Source organism: Streptomyces sp. NBC_00286 (assembly GCF_036173125.1).
Taxonomy (GTDB): Bacteria; Actinomycetota; Actinomycetes; order Streptomycetales; family Streptomycetaceae; genus Streptomyces.
In genome coordinates, this window is the sequence record NZ_CP108054.1 from 8,017,401 (window position 1) to 8,033,346 (window position 15,946).

General features: G+C 68.1%; 22 protein-coding genes. 12 read left to right on the forward strand and 10 right to left on the reverse strand.

Translation table 11 applies throughout. From position 1 onward, the window contains the following. Positions 1-11: 11 nt before the first annotated feature. On the reverse strand, positions 12-773 hold the full coding sequence (locus OHT21_RS36250) for a DeoR/GlpR family DNA-binding transcription regulator (protein ID WP_328772494.1): 762 nt from the start codon (positions 771-773) through the stop codon (positions 12-14). A gap of 324 nt (positions 774-1,097) precedes the next feature. Beyond that, positions 1,098-1,907, reverse strand: a complete 810-nt coding sequence (locus tag OHT21_RS36255) for an NAD-dependent epimerase/dehydratase family protein (RefSeq protein ID WP_328772495.1) — start codon at positions 1,905-1,907, stop codon at positions 1,098-1,100. A 326-nt stretch (positions 1,908-2,233) separates the two neighbouring features. Between OHT21_RS36255 and OHT21_RS36260 the strand changes: the two genes are divergently transcribed. Together OHT21_RS36260 and OHT21_RS36265 are read left to right on the forward strand one after the other, a co-directional pair. Continuing rightward, on the forward strand, positions 2,234-3,175 hold the full coding sequence (locus OHT21_RS36260; RefSeq protein ID WP_328772496.1) for a 5-dehydro-4-deoxyglucarate dehydratase: 942 nt from the start codon (positions 2,234-2,236) through the stop codon (positions 3,173-3,175). A gap of 41 nt (positions 3,176-3,216) precedes the next feature. After that, on the forward strand, positions 3,217-4,383 hold the full coding sequence (locus tag OHT21_RS36265) for a hypothetical protein (protein WP_328774352.1): 1,167 nt from the start codon (positions 3,217-3,219) through the stop codon (positions 4,381-4,383). A 34-nt stretch (positions 4,384-4,417) separates the two neighbouring features. Here OHT21_RS36265 and OHT21_RS44850 read toward each other — a convergent pair whose 3' ends face one another. The 6 genes from OHT21_RS44850 to OHT21_RS36295 all read right to left on the reverse strand — a co-directional run bounded on the left by OHT21_RS44850 (position 4,418) and on the right by OHT21_RS36295 (position 7,229). After that, on the reverse strand, positions 4,418-4,729 hold the full coding sequence (locus OHT21_RS44850) for a hypothetical protein (RefSeq protein ID WP_443050497.1): 312 nt from the start codon (positions 4,727-4,729) through the stop codon (positions 4,418-4,420). 55 nt (positions 4,730-4,784) lie between these two features. Beyond that, positions 4,785-5,144 carry a GNAT family N-acetyltransferase gene (locus OHT21_RS36275; protein WP_328772497.1) on the reverse strand — a complete coding sequence of 120 codons (360 nt, stop codon included), beginning with the start codon at positions 5,142-5,144 and terminating at the stop codon, positions 4,785-4,787. 58 nt (positions 5,145-5,202) lie between these two features. After that, on the reverse strand, positions 5,203-5,382 hold the full coding sequence (locus OHT21_RS36280; RefSeq protein ID WP_328772498.1) for a hypothetical protein: 180 nt from the start codon (positions 5,380-5,382) through the stop codon (positions 5,203-5,205). Between the two features lie 35 nt (positions 5,383-5,417). Further along, complete coding sequence (locus OHT21_RS36285) at positions 5,418-6,032, reverse strand: dihydrofolate reductase family protein (protein ID WP_328774353.1); 615 nt, start codon at positions 6,030-6,032, stop codon at positions 5,418-5,420. Positions 6,033-6,124: 92 nt separating this feature from the next. Next, complete coding sequence (locus OHT21_RS36290) at positions 6,125-6,475, reverse strand: hypothetical protein (RefSeq protein ID WP_328772499.1); 351 nt, start codon at positions 6,473-6,475, stop codon at positions 6,125-6,127. A 244-nt stretch (positions 6,476-6,719) separates the two neighbouring features. Further along, on the reverse strand, positions 6,720-7,229 hold the full coding sequence (locus OHT21_RS36295) for a DinB family protein (RefSeq protein ID WP_328772500.1): 510 nt from the start codon (positions 7,227-7,229) through the stop codon (positions 6,720-6,722). Between the two features lie 224 nt (positions 7,230-7,453). Between OHT21_RS36295 and OHT21_RS36300 the strand changes: the two genes are divergently transcribed. Beyond that, positions 7,454-7,987 carry an NUDIX hydrolase gene (locus OHT21_RS36300; RefSeq protein WP_328772501.1) on the forward strand — a complete coding sequence of 178 codons (534 nt, stop codon included), beginning with the start codon at positions 7,454-7,456 and terminating at the stop codon, positions 7,985-7,987. A 13-nt stretch (positions 7,988-8,000) separates the two neighbouring features. Here the strand turns inward: OHT21_RS36300 and OHT21_RS36305 are convergent, their stop codons facing one another. After that, a complete protein-coding gene (locus OHT21_RS36305) occupies positions 8,001-9,326 on the reverse strand; it encodes a helix-turn-helix domain-containing protein (RefSeq protein ID WP_328772502.1) in 1,326 nt (441 codons plus the stop codon). Positions 9,327-9,577: 251 nt separating this feature from the next. Here OHT21_RS36305 and OHT21_RS36310 point away from each other — a divergent pair, with 251 nt between their 5' ends. From OHT21_RS36310 to OHT21_RS36350, 9 genes are all read left to right on the forward strand, one after another. Further along, positions 9,578-9,760: a hypothetical protein gene (locus OHT21_RS36310; RefSeq protein WP_328774354.1), complete on the forward strand. Its 183-nt coding sequence runs from the start codon at positions 9,578-9,580 to the stop codon at positions 9,758-9,760. Next, positions 9,748-9,993 (forward strand): DUF7848 domain-containing protein, encoded by a 246-nt coding sequence (locus OHT21_RS36315; RefSeq protein ID WP_328772503.1) that lies wholly within the window; start codon positions 9,748-9,750, stop codon positions 9,991-9,993. Before OHT21_RS36310 ends, OHT21_RS36315 begins: the two co-directional genes overlap by 13 nt. 80 nt (positions 9,994-10,073) lie before the next feature. Beyond that, positions 10,074-10,331, forward strand: coding sequence for a putative ATP-grasp-modified RiPP (gene tgmA, locus OHT21_RS36320; protein ID WP_328772504.1), 258 nt, complete (start codon positions 10,074-10,076; stop codon positions 10,329-10,331). A gap of 11 nt (positions 10,332-10,342) precedes the next feature. Further along, entirely contained in the window at positions 10,343-11,305 is a 963-nt protein-coding gene (gene tgmB, locus OHT21_RS36325) for an ATP-grasp ribosomal peptide maturase (protein WP_328772505.1), read from the forward strand. Further along, a complete protein-coding gene (gene tgmC / locus OHT21_RS36330) occupies positions 11,295-12,416 on the forward strand; it encodes an ATP-grasp peptide maturase system methyltransferase (protein ID WP_328772506.1) in 1,122 nt (373 codons plus the stop codon). Before tgmB ends, tgmC begins: the two co-directional genes overlap by 11 nt. Before the next feature lie 148 nt (positions 12,417-12,564). After that, on the forward strand, positions 12,565-13,071 hold the full coding sequence (locus tag OHT21_RS36335; RefSeq protein WP_328772507.1) for a DUF6624 domain-containing protein: 507 nt from the start codon (positions 12,565-12,567) through the stop codon (positions 13,069-13,071). 201 nt (positions 13,072-13,272) lie between these two features. Continuing rightward, complete coding sequence (locus OHT21_RS36340) at positions 13,273-13,569, forward strand: hypothetical protein (RefSeq protein WP_328772508.1); 297 nt, start codon at positions 13,273-13,275, stop codon at positions 13,567-13,569. A gap of 321 nt (positions 13,570-13,890) precedes the next feature. Continuing rightward, complete coding sequence (locus OHT21_RS36345) at positions 13,891-14,337, forward strand: hypothetical protein (RefSeq protein ID WP_328772509.1); 447 nt, start codon at positions 13,891-13,893, stop codon at positions 14,335-14,337. A gap of 31 nt (positions 14,338-14,368) precedes the next feature. Then, positions 14,369-14,926: a hypothetical protein gene (locus OHT21_RS36350; RefSeq protein WP_328772510.1), complete on the forward strand. Its 558-nt coding sequence runs from the start codon at positions 14,369-14,371 to the stop codon at positions 14,924-14,926. Between the two features lie 26 nt (positions 14,927-14,952). Here OHT21_RS36350 and OHT21_RS36355 read toward each other — a convergent pair whose 3' ends face one another. After that, positions 14,953-15,921, reverse strand: a complete 969-nt coding sequence (locus OHT21_RS36355) for an NAD(P)-dependent alcohol dehydrogenase (protein WP_328772511.1) — start codon at positions 15,919-15,921, stop codon at positions 14,953-14,955. Positions 15,922-15,946 lie beyond the last annotated feature (25 nt).

Sequence of the window (15,946 nt, forward strand, 5' to 3'; positions counted from 1 at the left end):
CAGGCTCAGGATCAGACTCGGATGACTTGCGGGCCCTGCAGTGAGTAGCGGTGTGCCTCGGACGCGGGGAGGAGGGTGCTGGTGACGATCGCCTCCAGAGCGCTGATCTCCGCGAAGCGGCAGAAGCTGACCGCGCCGAACTTGGTGTGCACGCCGGCGAACACCGTCCGGCGGGCGGCCCGGATCGCCTGTGACTTGACCTCGCTGACGGCCGGGTCGGGGGTGGTGAGGCCGTGCTCGCGGGAGATGCCGTTGGCGCCGATGAACGCCAGGTCGATGACGAAACCGGAGAGCATCTTCGTGGTCCAGTGGTCGACGGTCGCCAGCGTGCCGTGCCGGACCCGGCCGCCGAGCAGCAGGACCGAGATGTTCTCGGACTCGGCGAGGGATCCCGCGGCCGGCAGGGACGCGGTGACCACGGTCAGCGGCCGGTCCCGGGGGAGTGACTCGGCGATGAGCTGCGGGGTGAAGCCCTCGTCGACGAAGACCGTCTCGGCGTCCCCGAGCAGCTCGGCCGCGGCGGCCGCGATCCGCCGCTTCTCGGGTACGTGGCTGGTGGCGCGGAAGGCGAGGGTCGTCTCGAATCCGGCGCTCTCCACGGGATAGGCGCCGCCGTGTGTGCGGCGTACCAGGCCGTGGTCCTCCAGGGCGCGCAGATCGCGCCGTACGGTCTCCTTGGCGACGCCCAGCTCGGCGGCGAGCGCGTTCACATCGACCGAACCCGTACGGCGGGCGGCCAGGACGATCTCCCGCTGGCGTTCTTCCGCGGTCATGGCCGACACCCGCCTTCCCTTGCTTGCGTATCTTTTCGTTCGCCTCAGGGGCGCTCCAGTCGGTGTGCCTCACTGGCGCCCGTTCGGGCCCTGTCGACCCATGGAGGAAGTTCTACAGCGAGCGTGCGGCGCTGACCAGGTCTGTTCCGCGCCCGATACTGCCCGTGTGTGACCGTTTTCCTCTGCCGGTGCCCGCTCCGGACCTGGGAAGAAGCGTAACGTGACGTGAGTTCGGGCAGTATCCGTGCCCGAAATACCGAACGGGCGGGCCCGTTCGGTGCCCGCCCGCCCTGTGTACGCGCTTTTTCGTCGCGCCCTGCGACGTCAGTACGGCCAGATCGGCGGCTTGGTCACGAAGTGTCCGCCCAGGTAGTCATGGTCCGGGTTCTCCGGGTCCAGCTCACCCTGCTCGGCGATGAGCTTCGCCGCGTACTGCTCCGAGTCGTCCTGCGGCTCGTAACCCAGTGCCCGGGCGGTCGAGAGGTCCCACCACAGGCGCGTGTTCGCCGACGATCCGTAGACGACCGTGTGCTTCACGTCCTCGGCGGTCAGGGCCGCGTGGAAGAGGCGGGCGCCGTCGCCGGGGCTCATCCACACCGACAGCATGCGCACACTGGTCGGCTCCAGGAAGCACGAGCCGATCCGTACGGACACGGTCTCCATGCCGTGCTTGTCCCAGTAGAACTGCGCCAGGTCCTCGCCGAACGCCTTCGAAAGCCCGTAGAAGGTGTCCGGGCGGCGCGGGGTGTCGATGGGGATCAGGGGATCGTTTCCCTGGGGGCGCGGGGTGAAGCCGACCGCGTGGTTGGAGGAGGCGAAGACGATGCGGCGGATGCCCTCCTCGCGGGCGGCCTCGTAGAGGTTGTACGTGCCCTCGATGTTCGCCTTGAGGATCTTGTCGAAGGTGGATTCCAGGGAGATGCCCGCGAGGTGGATGATCGCGTCGACGCCCCGCACGGCCTCGCGCAGGGCCTCCTTGTCGCCGAGGTCCGCGGTGATCGCGTCCGGCTCGCCCTCGATGGGGCGCAGGTCGAGAAGCCGCAACTCGTACCCGTACGCGGGCAGCAGTCCCCGCATCAGGGTGCCGAGGCCGCCGGCGGCGCCGGTGAGCAGAACGGTGCGGGGAGCGGGCATCCTCGGGTCTCCTTGAAGGGGTCTCCTTGAACCAACAGCCGTCATCCTGCACGGCATTCACATTCGTGGACAAACTATGGATCGCCGGCCGGCCGCGTCAAGTGTCGCGCGAGGCCGGGAAATCCGCGCGGCGATTGGCTTATGTCGCCCCTGTCTTGGGACTTCGCCCGCTTGACCGCCCCCTGGGAGGCGCCTTAGCGTGGATGCGTTCAGAAATATGGACATGGATCAGAAACGTGGATCACGTAGATCAGAAGCGTTGGATCAGAAGCGTTGGATCGGAAACGTGCACGGTCGGCGTGTGCGTGCATGCCTAGGGAGAGCCCGTGACGTCAGCGACCCTTGCCGCTCGCCTCAGTGTCCCGAGCGGGCCGCTGTTCTTCCCCGTCACCGCGTACGGCCCTGACGGTGCCGTCGACCTCGACGTGTACCGCACGCATGTCCGGCGGGGTGTCGAGGCCGGGGCCGCCGCCGTCTTCGCCTGCTGCGGGACCGGGGAGTTCCACGCGCTCACCCCCGAGGAGTTCCAGGACTGCGTACGCGCGGCCGTCGAGGAGACGGCGGGGCGCGTACCGGTGATCGCGGGCGCCGGGTACGGGACCGCCCTCGCCGTCCGGTACGCGAAGCTCGCCGAAGAGGCCGGGGCCGACGGGCTGCTCGCCATGCCGCCGTACCTCGTCGTCGCCGGACAGGAGGGACTGCTCCGGCACTACACCGAACTGGCCCGCGCCACCTCGCTCGAAGTCATCGTCTACCAGCGCGACAACGCCGTATTCACACCCGAGACGGTCGTCTCAATGGCCCGCACCGACGGCATCATCGGCTTCAAGGACGGCGTCGGCGACCTCGACCTGATGCAGCGCATCGTGAGCGCCGTACGCGCCGAAGTCCCCGGCGAATTCCTCTACTTCAACGGACTGCCGACCGCCGAACTCACCGGCCTCGCCTACCGCGGCATCGGCATCACGCTGTACTCGTCGGCGGTCTTCTGCTTCGCGCCGGAGCTCGCCCTCGCCTTCCACAAGGCGCTGAACACAGGAGACGACGCCACGGCGAACCGCCTGCTCGACGGCTTCTACCGTCCCCTTGTCGAACTGCGCGCCCAGGGCCGCGGATACGCTGTCTCCCTCGTCAAAGCGGGCGTACGGCTGCGGGGGCTCGACGTCGGTGAGGTGCGACCGCCGCTGCACGAACCGAGCGACGACCACGTCAAGCAGCTCGCCCAGCTGATCGAGCGAGGCGAGGCGCTTCTCCAGGAGGACAAGTGAGCCAGGCGGCAAGATCTGCGGAGGGGTCTCCGAAGGGATCTCTGAAGGCGTCCACCTTCGTCTACCCGTGGGACGTCAACGGCGACCCCGAGTCCGCCGCGCGCATCGCCGCCCTGGGCGTACGCCAGGCGACGCTCGCCTCCGCCTACCACTCCACGCGCGCGCTGACCCCCCGCCACCCCCGGCACCGCATCGTCACCGCCCGGCACGCGGCCGTGCTCTATCCGGTCGGCCCGCGCTGGGAGGAGCGCCGGCTGAGGCCGTACGCGGCCGGGGACTGGGCGCCCGGAGACGCGTACGGGGAGGCCGCCGCGTCCCTCGCGGAGGCCGGGCTCGACGTACACACCTGGGTGGTGCTGGCGCACAACTCCCGTATGGGGGACGAGTTCCCGGACACCTCCGTGGTGAACGCCTACGGAGACCGCTATCCCTGGGCGCCCTGCATCGCACAGCCCGACACGCGCGCGTACCTCGTCGATTTGGCCGTCGAGGCGGCGGTGCGGCCCGGTGCCTCGGGGACAGAGCTGGAGTCCCTCGGCTGGTACGGCCTCGCGCACCTCCACGCCCACGACAAGACGGCCGGCGTGGAACTCGGGGACGCCGGCCAGTACCTGATGTCGCTGTGCTTCTGCCCCTCCTGCCGCGACGGCTATACGCAACTGGGCCTGGCCCCCGACGAGTTGGCGGCCTCGGTCCGGCGCGCCCTGGAACCCGTCTGGCGGGGCGAGGCACCCACCGGAGCCTGGGAAGCGGTGGAGAAGCTCCTCGGCGCCGAACTCGCAACGGCCTCGCGCGCGTGGCGGGACTCCGTCGCCCGCTCCCTCCAGACGGAAGCCGTCGCCGCCGTACGCGCGGCCGCTCCCGATGGGTTCCAGATCCTGCTGCACGCGGACCCGGCCTCGTACCACGTCGGCGCGAACGCCGGTGTGGATCCCGCGCACATCCTGTCGGTGGCCGACGGCGTGGTCGTGCCGTGTGCCGGAGGGCCCGAGTTGCTGACTCCCTTCGCCGAGCAGGCTGTTGAGAGGAGTGTGCTGGCAGCCAATTTCCCCGTCGTGCGCGGCATGGGCGGCAGCCCGGGCACGCTCGCGGAGGACGTGGCACGGGCGGTCGAGCTGGGAGCCACCGAAGTACGGCTGTATCACGCGGGGTTGGCGTCCGACGAGGACCTGTCACTCGTGGCGGAGGCGCTCGCACGGCTCGGCTGACGCCTGAGCAACGGTACGACCGTCACCAGCCGGATCAGCCCGAGCGCCACCAACAGCACCTGGTAGTCGACCAGTTCGACAGGCCGGCGCCCGGCGCGAGTCCCACGGCGTTCGGGGCGAACATCAGCGTGTTGGCGGTCGCGGTCGTACGGCCGAGAAGGTCGTCCGGTGTCTCGCGCCGAACCGCGGTGAGGGCTGCGATCAGCACGCACGGGAGCCACATCGCCGACGAGCCGAACCCGGAGACTACGGCTGCGCCCAGGTAGAGGCCGGCGTTGCGGTTCTTCAGGACACGGGTTACTGCCCATGGCGTACTCGTTGCCGATGCCGATCCCGAAGTCGTCATGGACCGTCATCTTGGGGCTAAGGACCTGGGCAAGGGATCGGGCGACTGCCTTAAATCAGGACGTGAACATCATGTCGAGCGAGGGCATACCGTCTGCTGCGGCGAAGGAACCGACTGGCCGGAAGCCGTTCTTCTCGTAATAGCGAATGGCGCGGGCGTTGTCGGCGAGGACGCCGCCCCACAGGATGATCCTCGTTCTGCCGAGCCGCCGCGCGACGTCCGCGACGAGCGGGAAGGCCAGCGTCCCCACCCCCCTTCCCTGGTAGTCATCGGCCAGGGTGGGACCGAAACGGCAGTCGGTCGTCTCGGTGAGGCGGATGCCCGCCTCCTGATAGCGCGAGATGTCCGCAGAGGTGAGAGCAAGACTGAGTTCCAGGAGGCCGACGATCCTGCCGGACGGCACTGCCTCCAGCACCAGCCTGAGCTTGTCGTAACGCGCTATCGCGTCACACAACTCCCGGGCGGCCGCGAGGTCATACCCGGCGTGCGTACTCAGCCGCCTCGATTCGGGTGACAGGCCCCTCAAGGAAACCAGCCAGGCGCTCGGCGTCGGTGTACGTGAGGGGACGGAAGACGACTTCCGTCCCCTCACGCAGGTCCAGGCGGCGCCTCAGGACAACCGGGTCCTCGGCGATCTCCATCAGCGTGAGCACCCCAGCACCCCCTCATCGCTCGACTTCGTGCCGGGTCACTCTACGAAGCGGTACTTCAGGTGGGTGGCGAGAGGCGTGTCGACCACCCTGACCGGCTCGAGGTTTCGCCGCCCGCCGCCCACCCCCTCGAAGAGCCGCAGGCCCGCGCCGAGGAGGGCGGGCACCACGTGCAGTTGCAGCTCGTCGATGAGCCCTTCCCGGAGGTACTGCTGCACCGTGCTTGCGCCGCCCGCGATGTCGACGTTCCTGTCGCCGGCGGCGGCCTTCGCCTGGTCGAGGGCGCTGTGGATGCCGTCGGTGACGAAGGTGAAGGTGGTGCCGCCTTCCTTGACCAGGGTCGGCCGGGGGCTGTGGGTGAGCACGAAGACCGGGGTCCGGAAGGGTGGGTCGTCGCCCCAGAACTCCTCGCCGGTGTCGTACATCATCCGCCCCATGACCACGGCTCCGGTGGCGTCGAACCATTCGCGCATCAGCTCGGAGTCGCGGTTCTCCTCCCCGCCGGTCATGCCCTGGCGCTCCCGCCAGCTCGCCAGGTTGTGGATCCACTCGAAGAGCGGCTCGGCGCCGTCGCCACCGGGGTTGTCGAGGGCGACGTTGGGGCCGGCGATGTAGCCGTCGAGGGAGATGGCCATATCCGCGGTTACGGTCACGGTCACGGTCACGATGGGGTGCTCCTGGAGTCCTGGGATGTGGTGCCTTCACTCTCACGTCGATCGGGAACCGACGTATTCGACATCCTCAGCTAGCCAAAGCCGGGCGGGACCCGGTCCTGCGGCTCGGCAGCCATGTCCGCTGCCGTGTCCTCCGCCTGCGCCTTGCCGGCCACAGCCGGATCGGTCGAGTCCGAGACCAGCTCCGCGAGGCGAAAGGTGCAGCGCCACTTCGTCGTTGCCCCCTTGATCACCACAAAGTACGACTCGCGGTCGGCGAATCGGTACACCCGGCGCCACTTCTCCTGGATCCCAGGATTCGGCAGATAGGTCTGGGCGGCGGCGCGGAGCTCCTCCAGCGCCTGGTCCTTCGTGCTCTCCGCCCCGCGGTTGAGCTCGTGCTGGTAGTCACCCCACTGAACGATCACGATCCACTTGCCCATGCTCGCCGCCTCCCGGCACCCGCGTCAGTCGCTCCCGGAACCGCCGCCGGACCACCCTGCGCGCTCGCTTCCGTGGACAGAATCCTGGCGAGTCGGCCGCACGGTGGGTAGAGCGGGGCCGCAACCGCAGCGAGAGAGCCCTCCGCTCGGGCGGCCGCCCCACCCTCACCACCGCGGCCTGAGCCGCCCACCCCGGTGAACCTTCCCGGTCAAAGCATCAGCGAGACCGGTGGCTCCTGCGGACTCAGGCGCCTACGGCCCCGTCGACACCCTCACGCAGAAAGTCCGCGTGCCCGTTGTGACGGCCGTACTCCAGGAGCACGTGCACCATCACCATCCGCAGCGACACATCCTCGCCCCACCTCGGCTGATACCCGGCCAAGTCCAGGGACTCAGCCTCCCGCTCGATACGACGCGAGTTCTCCACCTCGGCTTCCCAGGCCCCGAACGCCTCGTCCCTGGTCGACGCACTCGCGTCGTACGCCGCCTGAAAGTCGACCTTGTCGGACCACACCATGGGCGCATCGTGGTCCTCGAACACCCGCCGGAACCAGGCCCGCTCCACCTCCGCCATGTGCCGCACCAGCCCGAGTAACGACAGCGTGGACGGCGGCATCGACTGCCGCCGCAACTCCTCGTCGCAAAGCCCTTCGCACTTCATGGCGAGGGTCGCGCGGTGATAGTCGAGGAAAGCCCGCAACATGTCGCGTTCGCTGCCAAATTTGGGCGGTCCTATGCGGTTGTCGCTGGTCACCGACGTGCTCCTCATCTTTGCCTGGCATTCGGGGCCAGTATCTACTCCGTCGGCCGGCCTCATAGGAGGGGCCGTCAACCGGGCCTGACTGTCATCGCGGAGGGCCTCCGATCACTGGCCTCCAAGACAGGCATCTCGTCGGAATGACGAGAAAAGCATCCGAACGTCCGTCTACCGCTGTATCGGTCTGAGATCCTGGAGGCCGATCGAGAGGGGCCGCAGGAATGCAGTGGAAAACCCACGGTGAGCGACAGATCTACACCAACCCCTGGGTGAATCTCTGTCTGGTGGACGTCCAGCAACCGGATGGGCGTCGCTGGGAGTACCACGTCGTTCGCCTCCGGCACCTGGCCGTGGCCGCCGTGGTCAATGACCGCCGAGAGGTCTTGATGATGTGGCGGCACCGCTTCATCACGGACGCCTGGGCCTGGGAGTTGCCCATGGGTCTGGTCGAGGACGGGGAGTCCCCGGAGGAGGCGGCGGCCCGCGAGGTCCTGGAGGAGACGGGCTGGCGGCCCGGCCCCATCAAGCCGCTTATCTACGCCGAGCCGGCCAACGGGATCACCGATTCGCAGCACCATGTTTTCCGCGTGGATGGCGCGACCTACGCCGGGCCGCCCACGGAGAAGAACGAGTCCGACCGCATCGAGTGGATCCCCCTCGCCGAGGTGCGGGGCATGATCGACCGTCGTGAGATCGTCAGCAGCGGCTCGCTCGTCGGCCTCCTCTACCTGCTCATGGACGAGGCGATCAGCTGAAGAGCCGCCCGCCTCATACCGTGAGCAGTTCCCGTAGGCGGGACTCGAAGGCAGCGGCCACGGGCTCGCTCCGGTACGGGCCCAACTGGTCGTAGAACTCTCTGAGGTGACCTGTCACCCGCGGGGACGCAACCGCGGCTGCTCGTTCCAGGGCCTCCGTCGCCGTGTGGCACGCGTGGTCCAACTTCCCTTGCTGGAGCTGGGTCCGGGCAAGCCAGAAGGCGTGGAAGGCGCGGCCGCGCTGGTTGGTGCTGTTGTTCTCTCTGCGCAGGGCATCGGTGATCAGTAGCTCAGCAGTGGCCGCCTCGCCGAGTCGGCCGTGGGCAATGCCGGTGTCCACGATCAGTTTGGGCTCGTCGAAATAGGTCACCCATGCGGGGTCGGGGTCATTTGGCGTGCTCTGCTCGAACTGACGGTGGGCCTCGGAGATCGCTGTGTGCGTGGCGGTCTGGTTGCCAAGGGTGGCGTGGGCGAACGCTTCCCGCATGGCTAGCATCGACAGCACGCGCGGGGTGGTCCCGGCAGCGCTATGGGCTTCGTCCTGGGCGGCGTTGACATACGCCAGTGCATCCCCGGGCTTGTCCTGGTACGTGGCCTGAAGGCTCATGCACGCCAGCACGTTGGCCATGAACTGTCGGTCGTCAATTTCCTTGGCCAGTTGAAGAGCCTCGGAGAAATACGTACGGGCCTGGCTGTACTGGCGTGCGTCAAAGTGCGTCCAGCCGGTGAGGCGAGCCAACTCGGCTGCGACGCCGTACAGCTGTTGCTGGATGGGCTCGGGGCGGCCCTTCTTGAGAAGGCCCACGACGTACCGGAGTTGGCCGACGACCGCCGGCCGCAGGGCTTCGCCTCCGTGTTGGTCGTCTCGGCGCCAGTAGTCCTCGATGGATGCCCGTAAGGCCTGGAGAGTGCAGGGACGTGGGCTGGTCCGTGAAGTGAGCGCGAGGAAACTTTCTGCCTCCGCCCCCGGAAGGGCGGTGGGGTCCGGCTCGGGCTGCGGTTCGTCGGGGCGGGGCGGTTCCCGCTCGGATACGGCCAGACCTGCGGGCGTCTCCCAGGAACGCCGGGCAAGTCCGAGCATGTGGCCGGGGATCCGCAGGCCGTCCGCCACCCGCTCGATCACATCTATGTGGACCAACTGGCGTCGGCCCGCCGTCACTTCGCCGACGCGGCTGGGCGTCAGGTCGCAGCGGCGGGCGATCATCGACGGATAGATGCCCGCATGGATCTTGACCAGCCGAAAAACCCGCGCGAAGTCGCGGACACGGCACGCGTCGATCATCTCGGGATTGGTGAGCAGTCTGGCCGGAAGCTCCTGTGGACGGGGCGGCTCGGGCATCGCAAGGCTCCCACGGCTGAGGACTACTCAACGTTGTCGTACGTAACTTCACGTGATGTTACCCAAGTTGGGTAATCAGCTGGGCCTTTCTGTCGAGCTTCCGAGATCGCGATGCTCTCGGTATGGCGAACGAACAGAAGCCGACCGACGTGCGAGCAGCACAGCCGTGCAGTTCGGAGTCGCCCCATCCTCAGGGAGAGGAGAGGGCGGTGGTGATCGGCAGCGAGGAACAACCGGCCGTGCAGACGCTGATGGTGGACAGACGCAACGCCCGAGTGGGCATCGTGATGGGCCACGAAGGTCCGTACGTCCAGCTTCGACCTCCTCAGGGAGGCAAGGAGTGGGACGCCCCGCCTGATGAACTGCGCCCACCCACACAGGCCGAGGAGATGAGCGCCAAGGTGGCCGTGGCCAACGGGCGGTGGGGACGGTGAGCCCGCGCGCTGTCCTGCGGTACGAGGCCTGGACGCTCGAACCTGATCGAGAGCCCGACGCGGAGCCGACAACGTACGCCATGCAGTGCGCCGTGGACGGCGAGACGTCCCCGCCCAGTGAGGACTTCGCCGAGCCACAGAAGTGGGTGCTGGACCACTGCGGGCGGCACCCGTCGCACCACACGTACCGCGAGATCATCACTCGGCCGTGGCGCTCCTGGAGGCGGCCATGATTCGCGACAGACCCCGGCAGGGACTGACCTCCCCCCTTGCAGCTCAATCAGGCAGTATCCGCCCACACCAAGGAGGCACCTTGCAACCGACGGCCACTCCGCCGGTCCCGTGGGGCATGCGCCGCATGGCCCCGCTGCGTAACAGTGAGCCATCTCCTTGGCGGTACGCGGGACTTGACCCACAGACCCAGACCGGCCACTGGATCGGCGGCGACGGCCGCATGACGCCGGCCGAACTCGGCAAGCACGGTACGTCCGTCAACACCTACCCGCCCACCCAGGTCAGCAAGGACGGCAAGGTGGACGGCGACTCCGGCCACGACGCGAGCCAGGACTAGGAGGCACGCCTATGGACGGACGCCCGGTGCTTGTGTCCACCCAGCACGAAGACGCGACCGCGGACCTCGTCATCACGGAACTGAACCGGCGCCGGGTGCCCGTCCTACGCCTCGACCCAGGGCGGGACTTCCCTGCCTCGGCGATCCTGGCGGCCCGCCTGGGCTCGGACGGGTGGAGCGGCAGGCTCACGGTCGGGGAACGCTCCGTAGACCTGGGTGCCGTACGCGCCCTCTACCACCGACGCCCCAACATCTATACCGCAGACGACGACACCCAGGAGGCGCGATTCGCCGCGCAGGAGAACCGACGCGGACTGGGTGGCGTACTCGGTGCTCTCCCCGCCTGCTTGTACCTGAGCCACCCGCAGGCCATCGCACGCGCTGAGTACAAGCCCGCGCAATTGGCCGCGGCGCACCGCGTCGGCTTCACCGTCCCCGCCACTCTGATCACCAGCGATCCGCTCGAAGCCAAGGCCTTCGCGGCCGAACAGCCCACGGTGTACAAGCCGTTGCACGCCGCCGCGTACGACGTGGACGGCGAACCGGCAGGCATCTGGGCGGCCCCGGTGCAGCCCGGGGAACTCGACGAAACGGTGGGCCACTGCGCCCACCTCTTCCAGGCGCTCGTGCCCAAGTCGTGCGACGTGCGCGCCGTGGTCGTCGACGATCGAGTGTTCTGCGCCCGCATCACCGCGCCGCTCGGCGTGGTGGACTGGCGCGCGGAGTACCGGAACCTGCGCTATGAGGCTGTGGAGTGTCCGGAGCAGATCCGCGGCAGCCTGCTCGCCTTCCTCGCGGCCTTCGGGCTCCGCTTCGGCGCTTTCGACTTCGCTGTGACCGCTGATGGAACCTGGTGGTTTCTGGAATGCAACCCCAACGGCCAATGGGCGTGGCTGGAAGCAGCGGCCGGGCTGCCCATCACCGCGGCCATCGCTGAACTCCTGCAGAACGGAGAGCCCTCACGTGACTGCTGACTCCTCATCGTCCGGGCAAATGCGCGCGGACCTCGTCCAGCGCCTCATCAAGGCCGGATCCCTGTGCACTCCCGCGTGGGAGGAAGCCGTGGCATCGGTGCCTCGGGAGGCGTTCCTGTCGCGGGGCTGGTTCGAGCACGATGGGGGCGGCTGGTACCGGCCCGCTAGCCCCATCGACAGCCCGTCCAGGGCCTACGAAGACGACAGCCTGGTGACCCAGGTTGCTGGAGCCGTCTTCCCCGACCAGGTGGAGGGCCGCATCTCCGCTGCCCCGTCCTCCTCCTCGACCTTGCCCAGCCTCGTCGTGCGGATGCTGGATGAGCTGGACGTCACCGGCGGGGCCCGCGTCCTGGAGATCGGCACCGGAACCGGCTACTCGACCGCCCTGCTGGCACACGTCGTCGGAGACGAGAACGTGACCACGGTGGAGGTGGATGCCGAAGTCTCTGCCCGCGCCGGAATCGCCCTCGCGGGCATCGGCTGCTACCCCTTGCGGGCGGTGGGGGACGGCCTGGACGGGCATCCCGCAGAAGCCCCGTACGACCGCGTGATCGTCACCTGCGGTGTGCACACCGTCCCGGCGGCCTGGGTCGATCAGACTCGCCCCGGTGGACAGATCCTGGTAACGGTCGGCGGCAGGATGCACGCCTCCGAACTCGTCCGCCTCACCGTGCAGGAGGACGGCACAGCCAGCGGCCCCGTTCTCGGCGGACACGTTTCGTTCATGCTGGCTCGGCCCCACATCCCGCCGCCTTTCGGTATCCTCCCCGACTTCAGTGAGGCGGAGGCGGAGCCCGCGGCCCTGGGCGCCGATGTGTTGGAGGACTGGTCAACCCGGTTCATCGCCCAGTTCGCAGCGCCTCATGCTCAGCGACTCACTCTGCCCCGCGACGGCGGGACCGATCACGTCCTCATCGACGTGGACACCCAGACCTGGGCCTGCCTCTTCCAGGACTCGAACGACCGCTGGATGGTCCGCCAGGCTGGACACACACGGCTCTGGGACAACATCACCCAGCAGATCACTGCATGGCGCACGGCAGGCAGGCCCACTACCGAGCACCTGCGGCTTCACGTCGGCCCCGGCGGTCAACGCCTCGCGTGGGACTAGCCGCTTGGGCTGCCCCCGGTGGTAGATCCATTATCGCGGTGCACGAAGGTGCCTGTCACCGTTCCTCGGAATGATCTTTACGCCTGTTTTGTGCTTTTAGGCTTGCGGGCGACGAGCACAACGCACTGATCTGACTGGGGAGTTGAGAGTGGCGCATGACCTTGCCGCGCTGGCCGTGGAACTCACGGACATGGCCGCGGTGGATCACCAGTCCGCAGTTCGCGCGAACAGCGATGACCCTGCCGAGCAGTTGGCCTGGCGGCGGCTGACCGCGCAGCACGGTGATCGGCTCGGCGAGATCATGGATGAGTATGGCTGGCCGACGGAGGAACTGGTCGGTGAGGAGGCCGCGCGCGCAGCGTGGCTGGTCGCCCAGCACGCCGACCGGCAGCTCGACGTTCAGCGACGCGCCCTCCAGCTGATGCAGCAGGCGGTGGCGGCAGGCTCGGCCAGCCCACGCGAGCTGGCCTTTCTGCGCGACCGCACGCTGGTCAACGAGGGCCGCAAGCAGATCTACGGCACTCAGATCGCCGGAGTGAAGGACGGGGCGCCGGTGCCGTGGCCGTGTGAAGAGCCGGAGCGCATGGACGAACTCCGTGCAGAAGTCGGCATCGAGCCCTTCGACGAGTACGTTGCCAAGTTCGCGATGGCCTGACGCCCCGTCCCACGATCGCGTCACCCGCGTCCGTATCCCAGCAGGTCAGGCCCTGGGGCATCCCAGATGGCCCCAAGCGGGGGGATCTTCGTGGCGCTCGGTATCCGGACCCCGGCACAGTCGGAGCGTTGCACCGGGCGGCTGATCCACCACATGCCGCTCACGCCAGCACACCGAGTACTCCGGAAGGGAAACGGCATCATGAGGTTCCACAAGAGCGCCGCACTCGGCATCCTCGCCACCGCCGTCCTGGGCAGCGGCCTTGCCATGGCCCCCACGGCCACGGCGGCCGAGGCGGGGACGGCTCCGGCCTGCATCAAGCGGGACGTCGTCAAGCACCAGAAGTACGTGACGGTGACCAACAACTGCGGTCGGACGATGCACCTGAAGGTCGTCATCAACAATGGTCCCGACAAGGGCTGCTACACGTACCAGCCCTCTCAGTACTCGAGGCAGAGCTGGAGCATTGGCTCGTACGGCAAGGTCGTCACCTGCTGAATCATCGCGGCTGCTGAGGGAGCGGGCGTCCGGAGCCAAGGCGACTGGCTCCGGACGCCCGTCTGTTGGGAGCACACGCGTCAGATCACCCCTCACGGCGCCGATGAGACCTGTGCGGCTCCGCCCTCCGGCAGGTAGATCCGTGAATGTGACAGCTCGCCCCCTCACTGTCACATTTCCGGCCGGTGCACCCCGCGAGGGGGACGTCACCGTGCGGTGCACCGGCGAAACGGGCTGATTGGGGCCGGGACCGGTCCCGGCGGTGGGCGCACATCATGGCTCGCGTTGGTCAGAACTCTACGGAAGACCGGAGGGAACGCGATGGGGGTTGTGCGAGAGGGCGCGCGGACCGGCGCGTGGATCACCAGCTGCATCGTCGTTCTTGTGGGCCTGTACCTGATCGGCACGTTCGTCTTCGGTGGTGCCGGGTGGATCACCGCCCCGTTCCGTGGCGAGGCTCAGGAACGCGAGAACACCGTCGGGTCGGGCGAGTTCCGCCAGGGGACGTATGAGGAGTTCTTCGATCTGTGTGAGGCGGCACAGAACGCAGAGGCAACCATCCAGGCGCTGAGCCAGGAGCGGGAGACCGCATCGGATGCCCGGATGAGCCAGATCGACCAGTCCATCACGGCCTTGAGGGCGACGCGGATCGAGTCCATCAACGACTACAACGCGAAGGCCGCCCAGGAGCACCGCGCCCCCTTCCGAGACGAGGATCTGCCGTACCGCCTGGATGCCGACGCCGACAACACGACCTGCGCCTACTGATCTCCATCAACCAGGGAAGGGGCAGTACAGGATGAACAGGATCGCGCGAGTCGTTGCGGTGTCCGCGGCGGCGCTCACTCTGACGGTCGGGCTGGCCGCATGCGACGACTCCAGTCAGGACAAAGAGAACAAGGCCAAGCAGCAGAACTACGACCACCTCGTGGCGAACCAGCCCGCCGGGCGGATGAAGTACTCGCCGACCCGTGACGCCATCAACAAGTGGGTCAAGACCTGGGGCAAGCCGGGCAAGCTGAGTTACGTCTACATCCAGAACGCCAAGGGCGAATACGGGTACTTCATCATGAAGGGCCTGCCGGTCGCGCGCTGCGCGATGCTCACGCCGACCGAGCGGGTGGACTCCTCGGGGCAGGGCAAGGTGGTGGTGCAGCAGCCGGGCATGGACGGCGTGTACTCGGAGGGCTCGATGTGCCACGCCTATTACGGCTTCGACGCCACGACCGGCGCGTACATGGAGTTCACGGTCGGGACCAACCAGTCGTTCTTCCTGTTCGACAAGCCCATGACGATGCCGGAGTTCGCCGATGCCGAACAGTTGGGGCCCAGCTCGGTGAAGGACGTCAAGGACTGACGTCCGGGTCGACTCTGATCGGGCCGTCAGACGGTGACCACCAGCTTCCCCCGAGGATGCCCCGACTCCAGATGCCGGATGGCAGCCGCCGCCTCGGCAAGAGGGTATGTGCGGTCGACGACCGGAGTGATCTGGCCCTTCTCGGCTAGGTCCTTGAGGGTCAGCAGGTCCTCGCGGCGGGCGATGGAGATGAGGTTGCTGAGGTTCTGGCTGATGAAGGGGGAGAGGAGGACCGCGCGCAGGCCTCGGCTCATGCCGCCGAAGAAGGTGGTGCCGCCCTCGCCGCCGACGATGACCAGGGTGCCGCGGGGGGTGAGAGCGCGGCGGAGGACGGGCAGGGGGCGGAGGCCCGCGTTGTCGATGATGATGTCGTAGGGGTGGGGGGCTTCGGTGATGTCCTCGTGGGTGTAGTCGATGATGTGGGTGGCGCCCTGGGAGCGGACGTAGTCCGCGCTCCCGGGGCCGCAGACGCCGGTGACCTCGGCGCCGTACATCGTGGCGAGCTGGACGGCGTACGTTCCCACGCCGCCGGAGGCGCCGATGACCAGGACTCGCTGGCCGGGCTTCGGGCGGGACTTGCCGGTCAGGGCCTGGAGGGCGGTCATGCCCGAGACGGGGAGGGCGGCGGCCTCTTCGAAGGTGAGGTTCGCGGGCTTGTGGGCGAGCTTTGCGGCCTTGGCGCGCGCGTACTCGGCGTATGAGCCCTCGCAGTTGCCGAAGACCTCGTCGCCCGGCTTGAAGTCGGTCACCTTGGCGCCGACCGCCTCGACGGTCCCGGCGCCGTCCCAGCCCCGTACCGGATTCTTGGGCTTACGGACCCCCAGGGCGACCCGCGCCACATAGGGCCGGCCCGTCATGAGGTGCCACACCTCCGGCCCGACGCCGGCCGCGCGTACCGAGACGAGCACCTCGTCGTCGCCGGGGACGGGGCGGTCGATGTCGCGCAGTCGCAGAAGGTCCGCTGATCCGTACGCATCCTGAACGATCGCCTTCATGGCGCGGCTCCCCTTCGCGGTCCCG

Bases quoted from the DNA above. Each gene is read 5' to 3' on its own strand.
- OHT21_RS36250 (WP_328772494.1), bottom strand. From the start codon at position 773: ATGACCGCGGAAGAACGCCAGCGGGAGATCGTCCTGGCCGCCCGCCGT.
- OHT21_RS36255 (WP_328772495.1), bottom strand. From the start codon at position 1,907: ATGCCCGCTCCCCGCACCGTTCTGCTCACCGGCGCCGCCGGCGGCCTC.
- OHT21_RS44850 (WP_443050497.1), bottom strand. From the start codon at position 4,729: ATGACGACTTCGGGATCGGCATCGGCAACGAGTACGCCATGGGCAGTA.
- OHT21_RS36290 (WP_328772499.1), bottom strand. From the start codon at position 6,475: ATGGGCAAGTGGATCGTGATCGTTCAGTGGGGTGACTACCAGCACGAG.
- OHT21_RS36300 (WP_328772501.1), top strand. From the start codon at position 7,454: ATGCAGTGGAAAACCCACGGTGAGCGACAGATCTACACCAACCCCTGG.
- OHT21_RS36305 (WP_328772502.1), bottom strand. From the start codon at position 9,326: ATGCCCGAGCCGCCCCGTCCACAGGAGCTTCCGGCCAGACTGCTCACC.
- OHT21_RS36310 (WP_328774354.1), top strand. From the start codon at position 9,578: ATGGTGGACAGACGCAACGCCCGAGTGGGCATCGTGATGGGCCACGAA.
- tgmB (WP_328772505.1), top strand. From the start codon at position 10,343: ATGGACGGACGCCCGGTGCTTGTGTCCACCCAGCACGAAGACGCGACC.
- OHT21_RS36340 (WP_328772508.1), top strand. From the start codon at position 13,273: ATGAGGTTCCACAAGAGCGCCGCACTCGGCATCCTCGCCACCGCCGTC.
- OHT21_RS36345 (WP_328772509.1), top strand. From the start codon at position 13,891: ATGGGGGTTGTGCGAGAGGGCGCGCGGACCGGCGCGTGGATCACCAGC.
- OHT21_RS36350 (WP_328772510.1), top strand. From the start codon at position 14,369: ATGAACAGGATCGCGCGAGTCGTTGCGGTGTCCGCGGCGGCGCTCACT.
- OHT21_RS36355 (WP_328772511.1), bottom strand. From the start codon at position 15,921: ATGAAGGCGATCGTTCAGGATGCGTACGGATCAGCGGACCTTCTGCGA.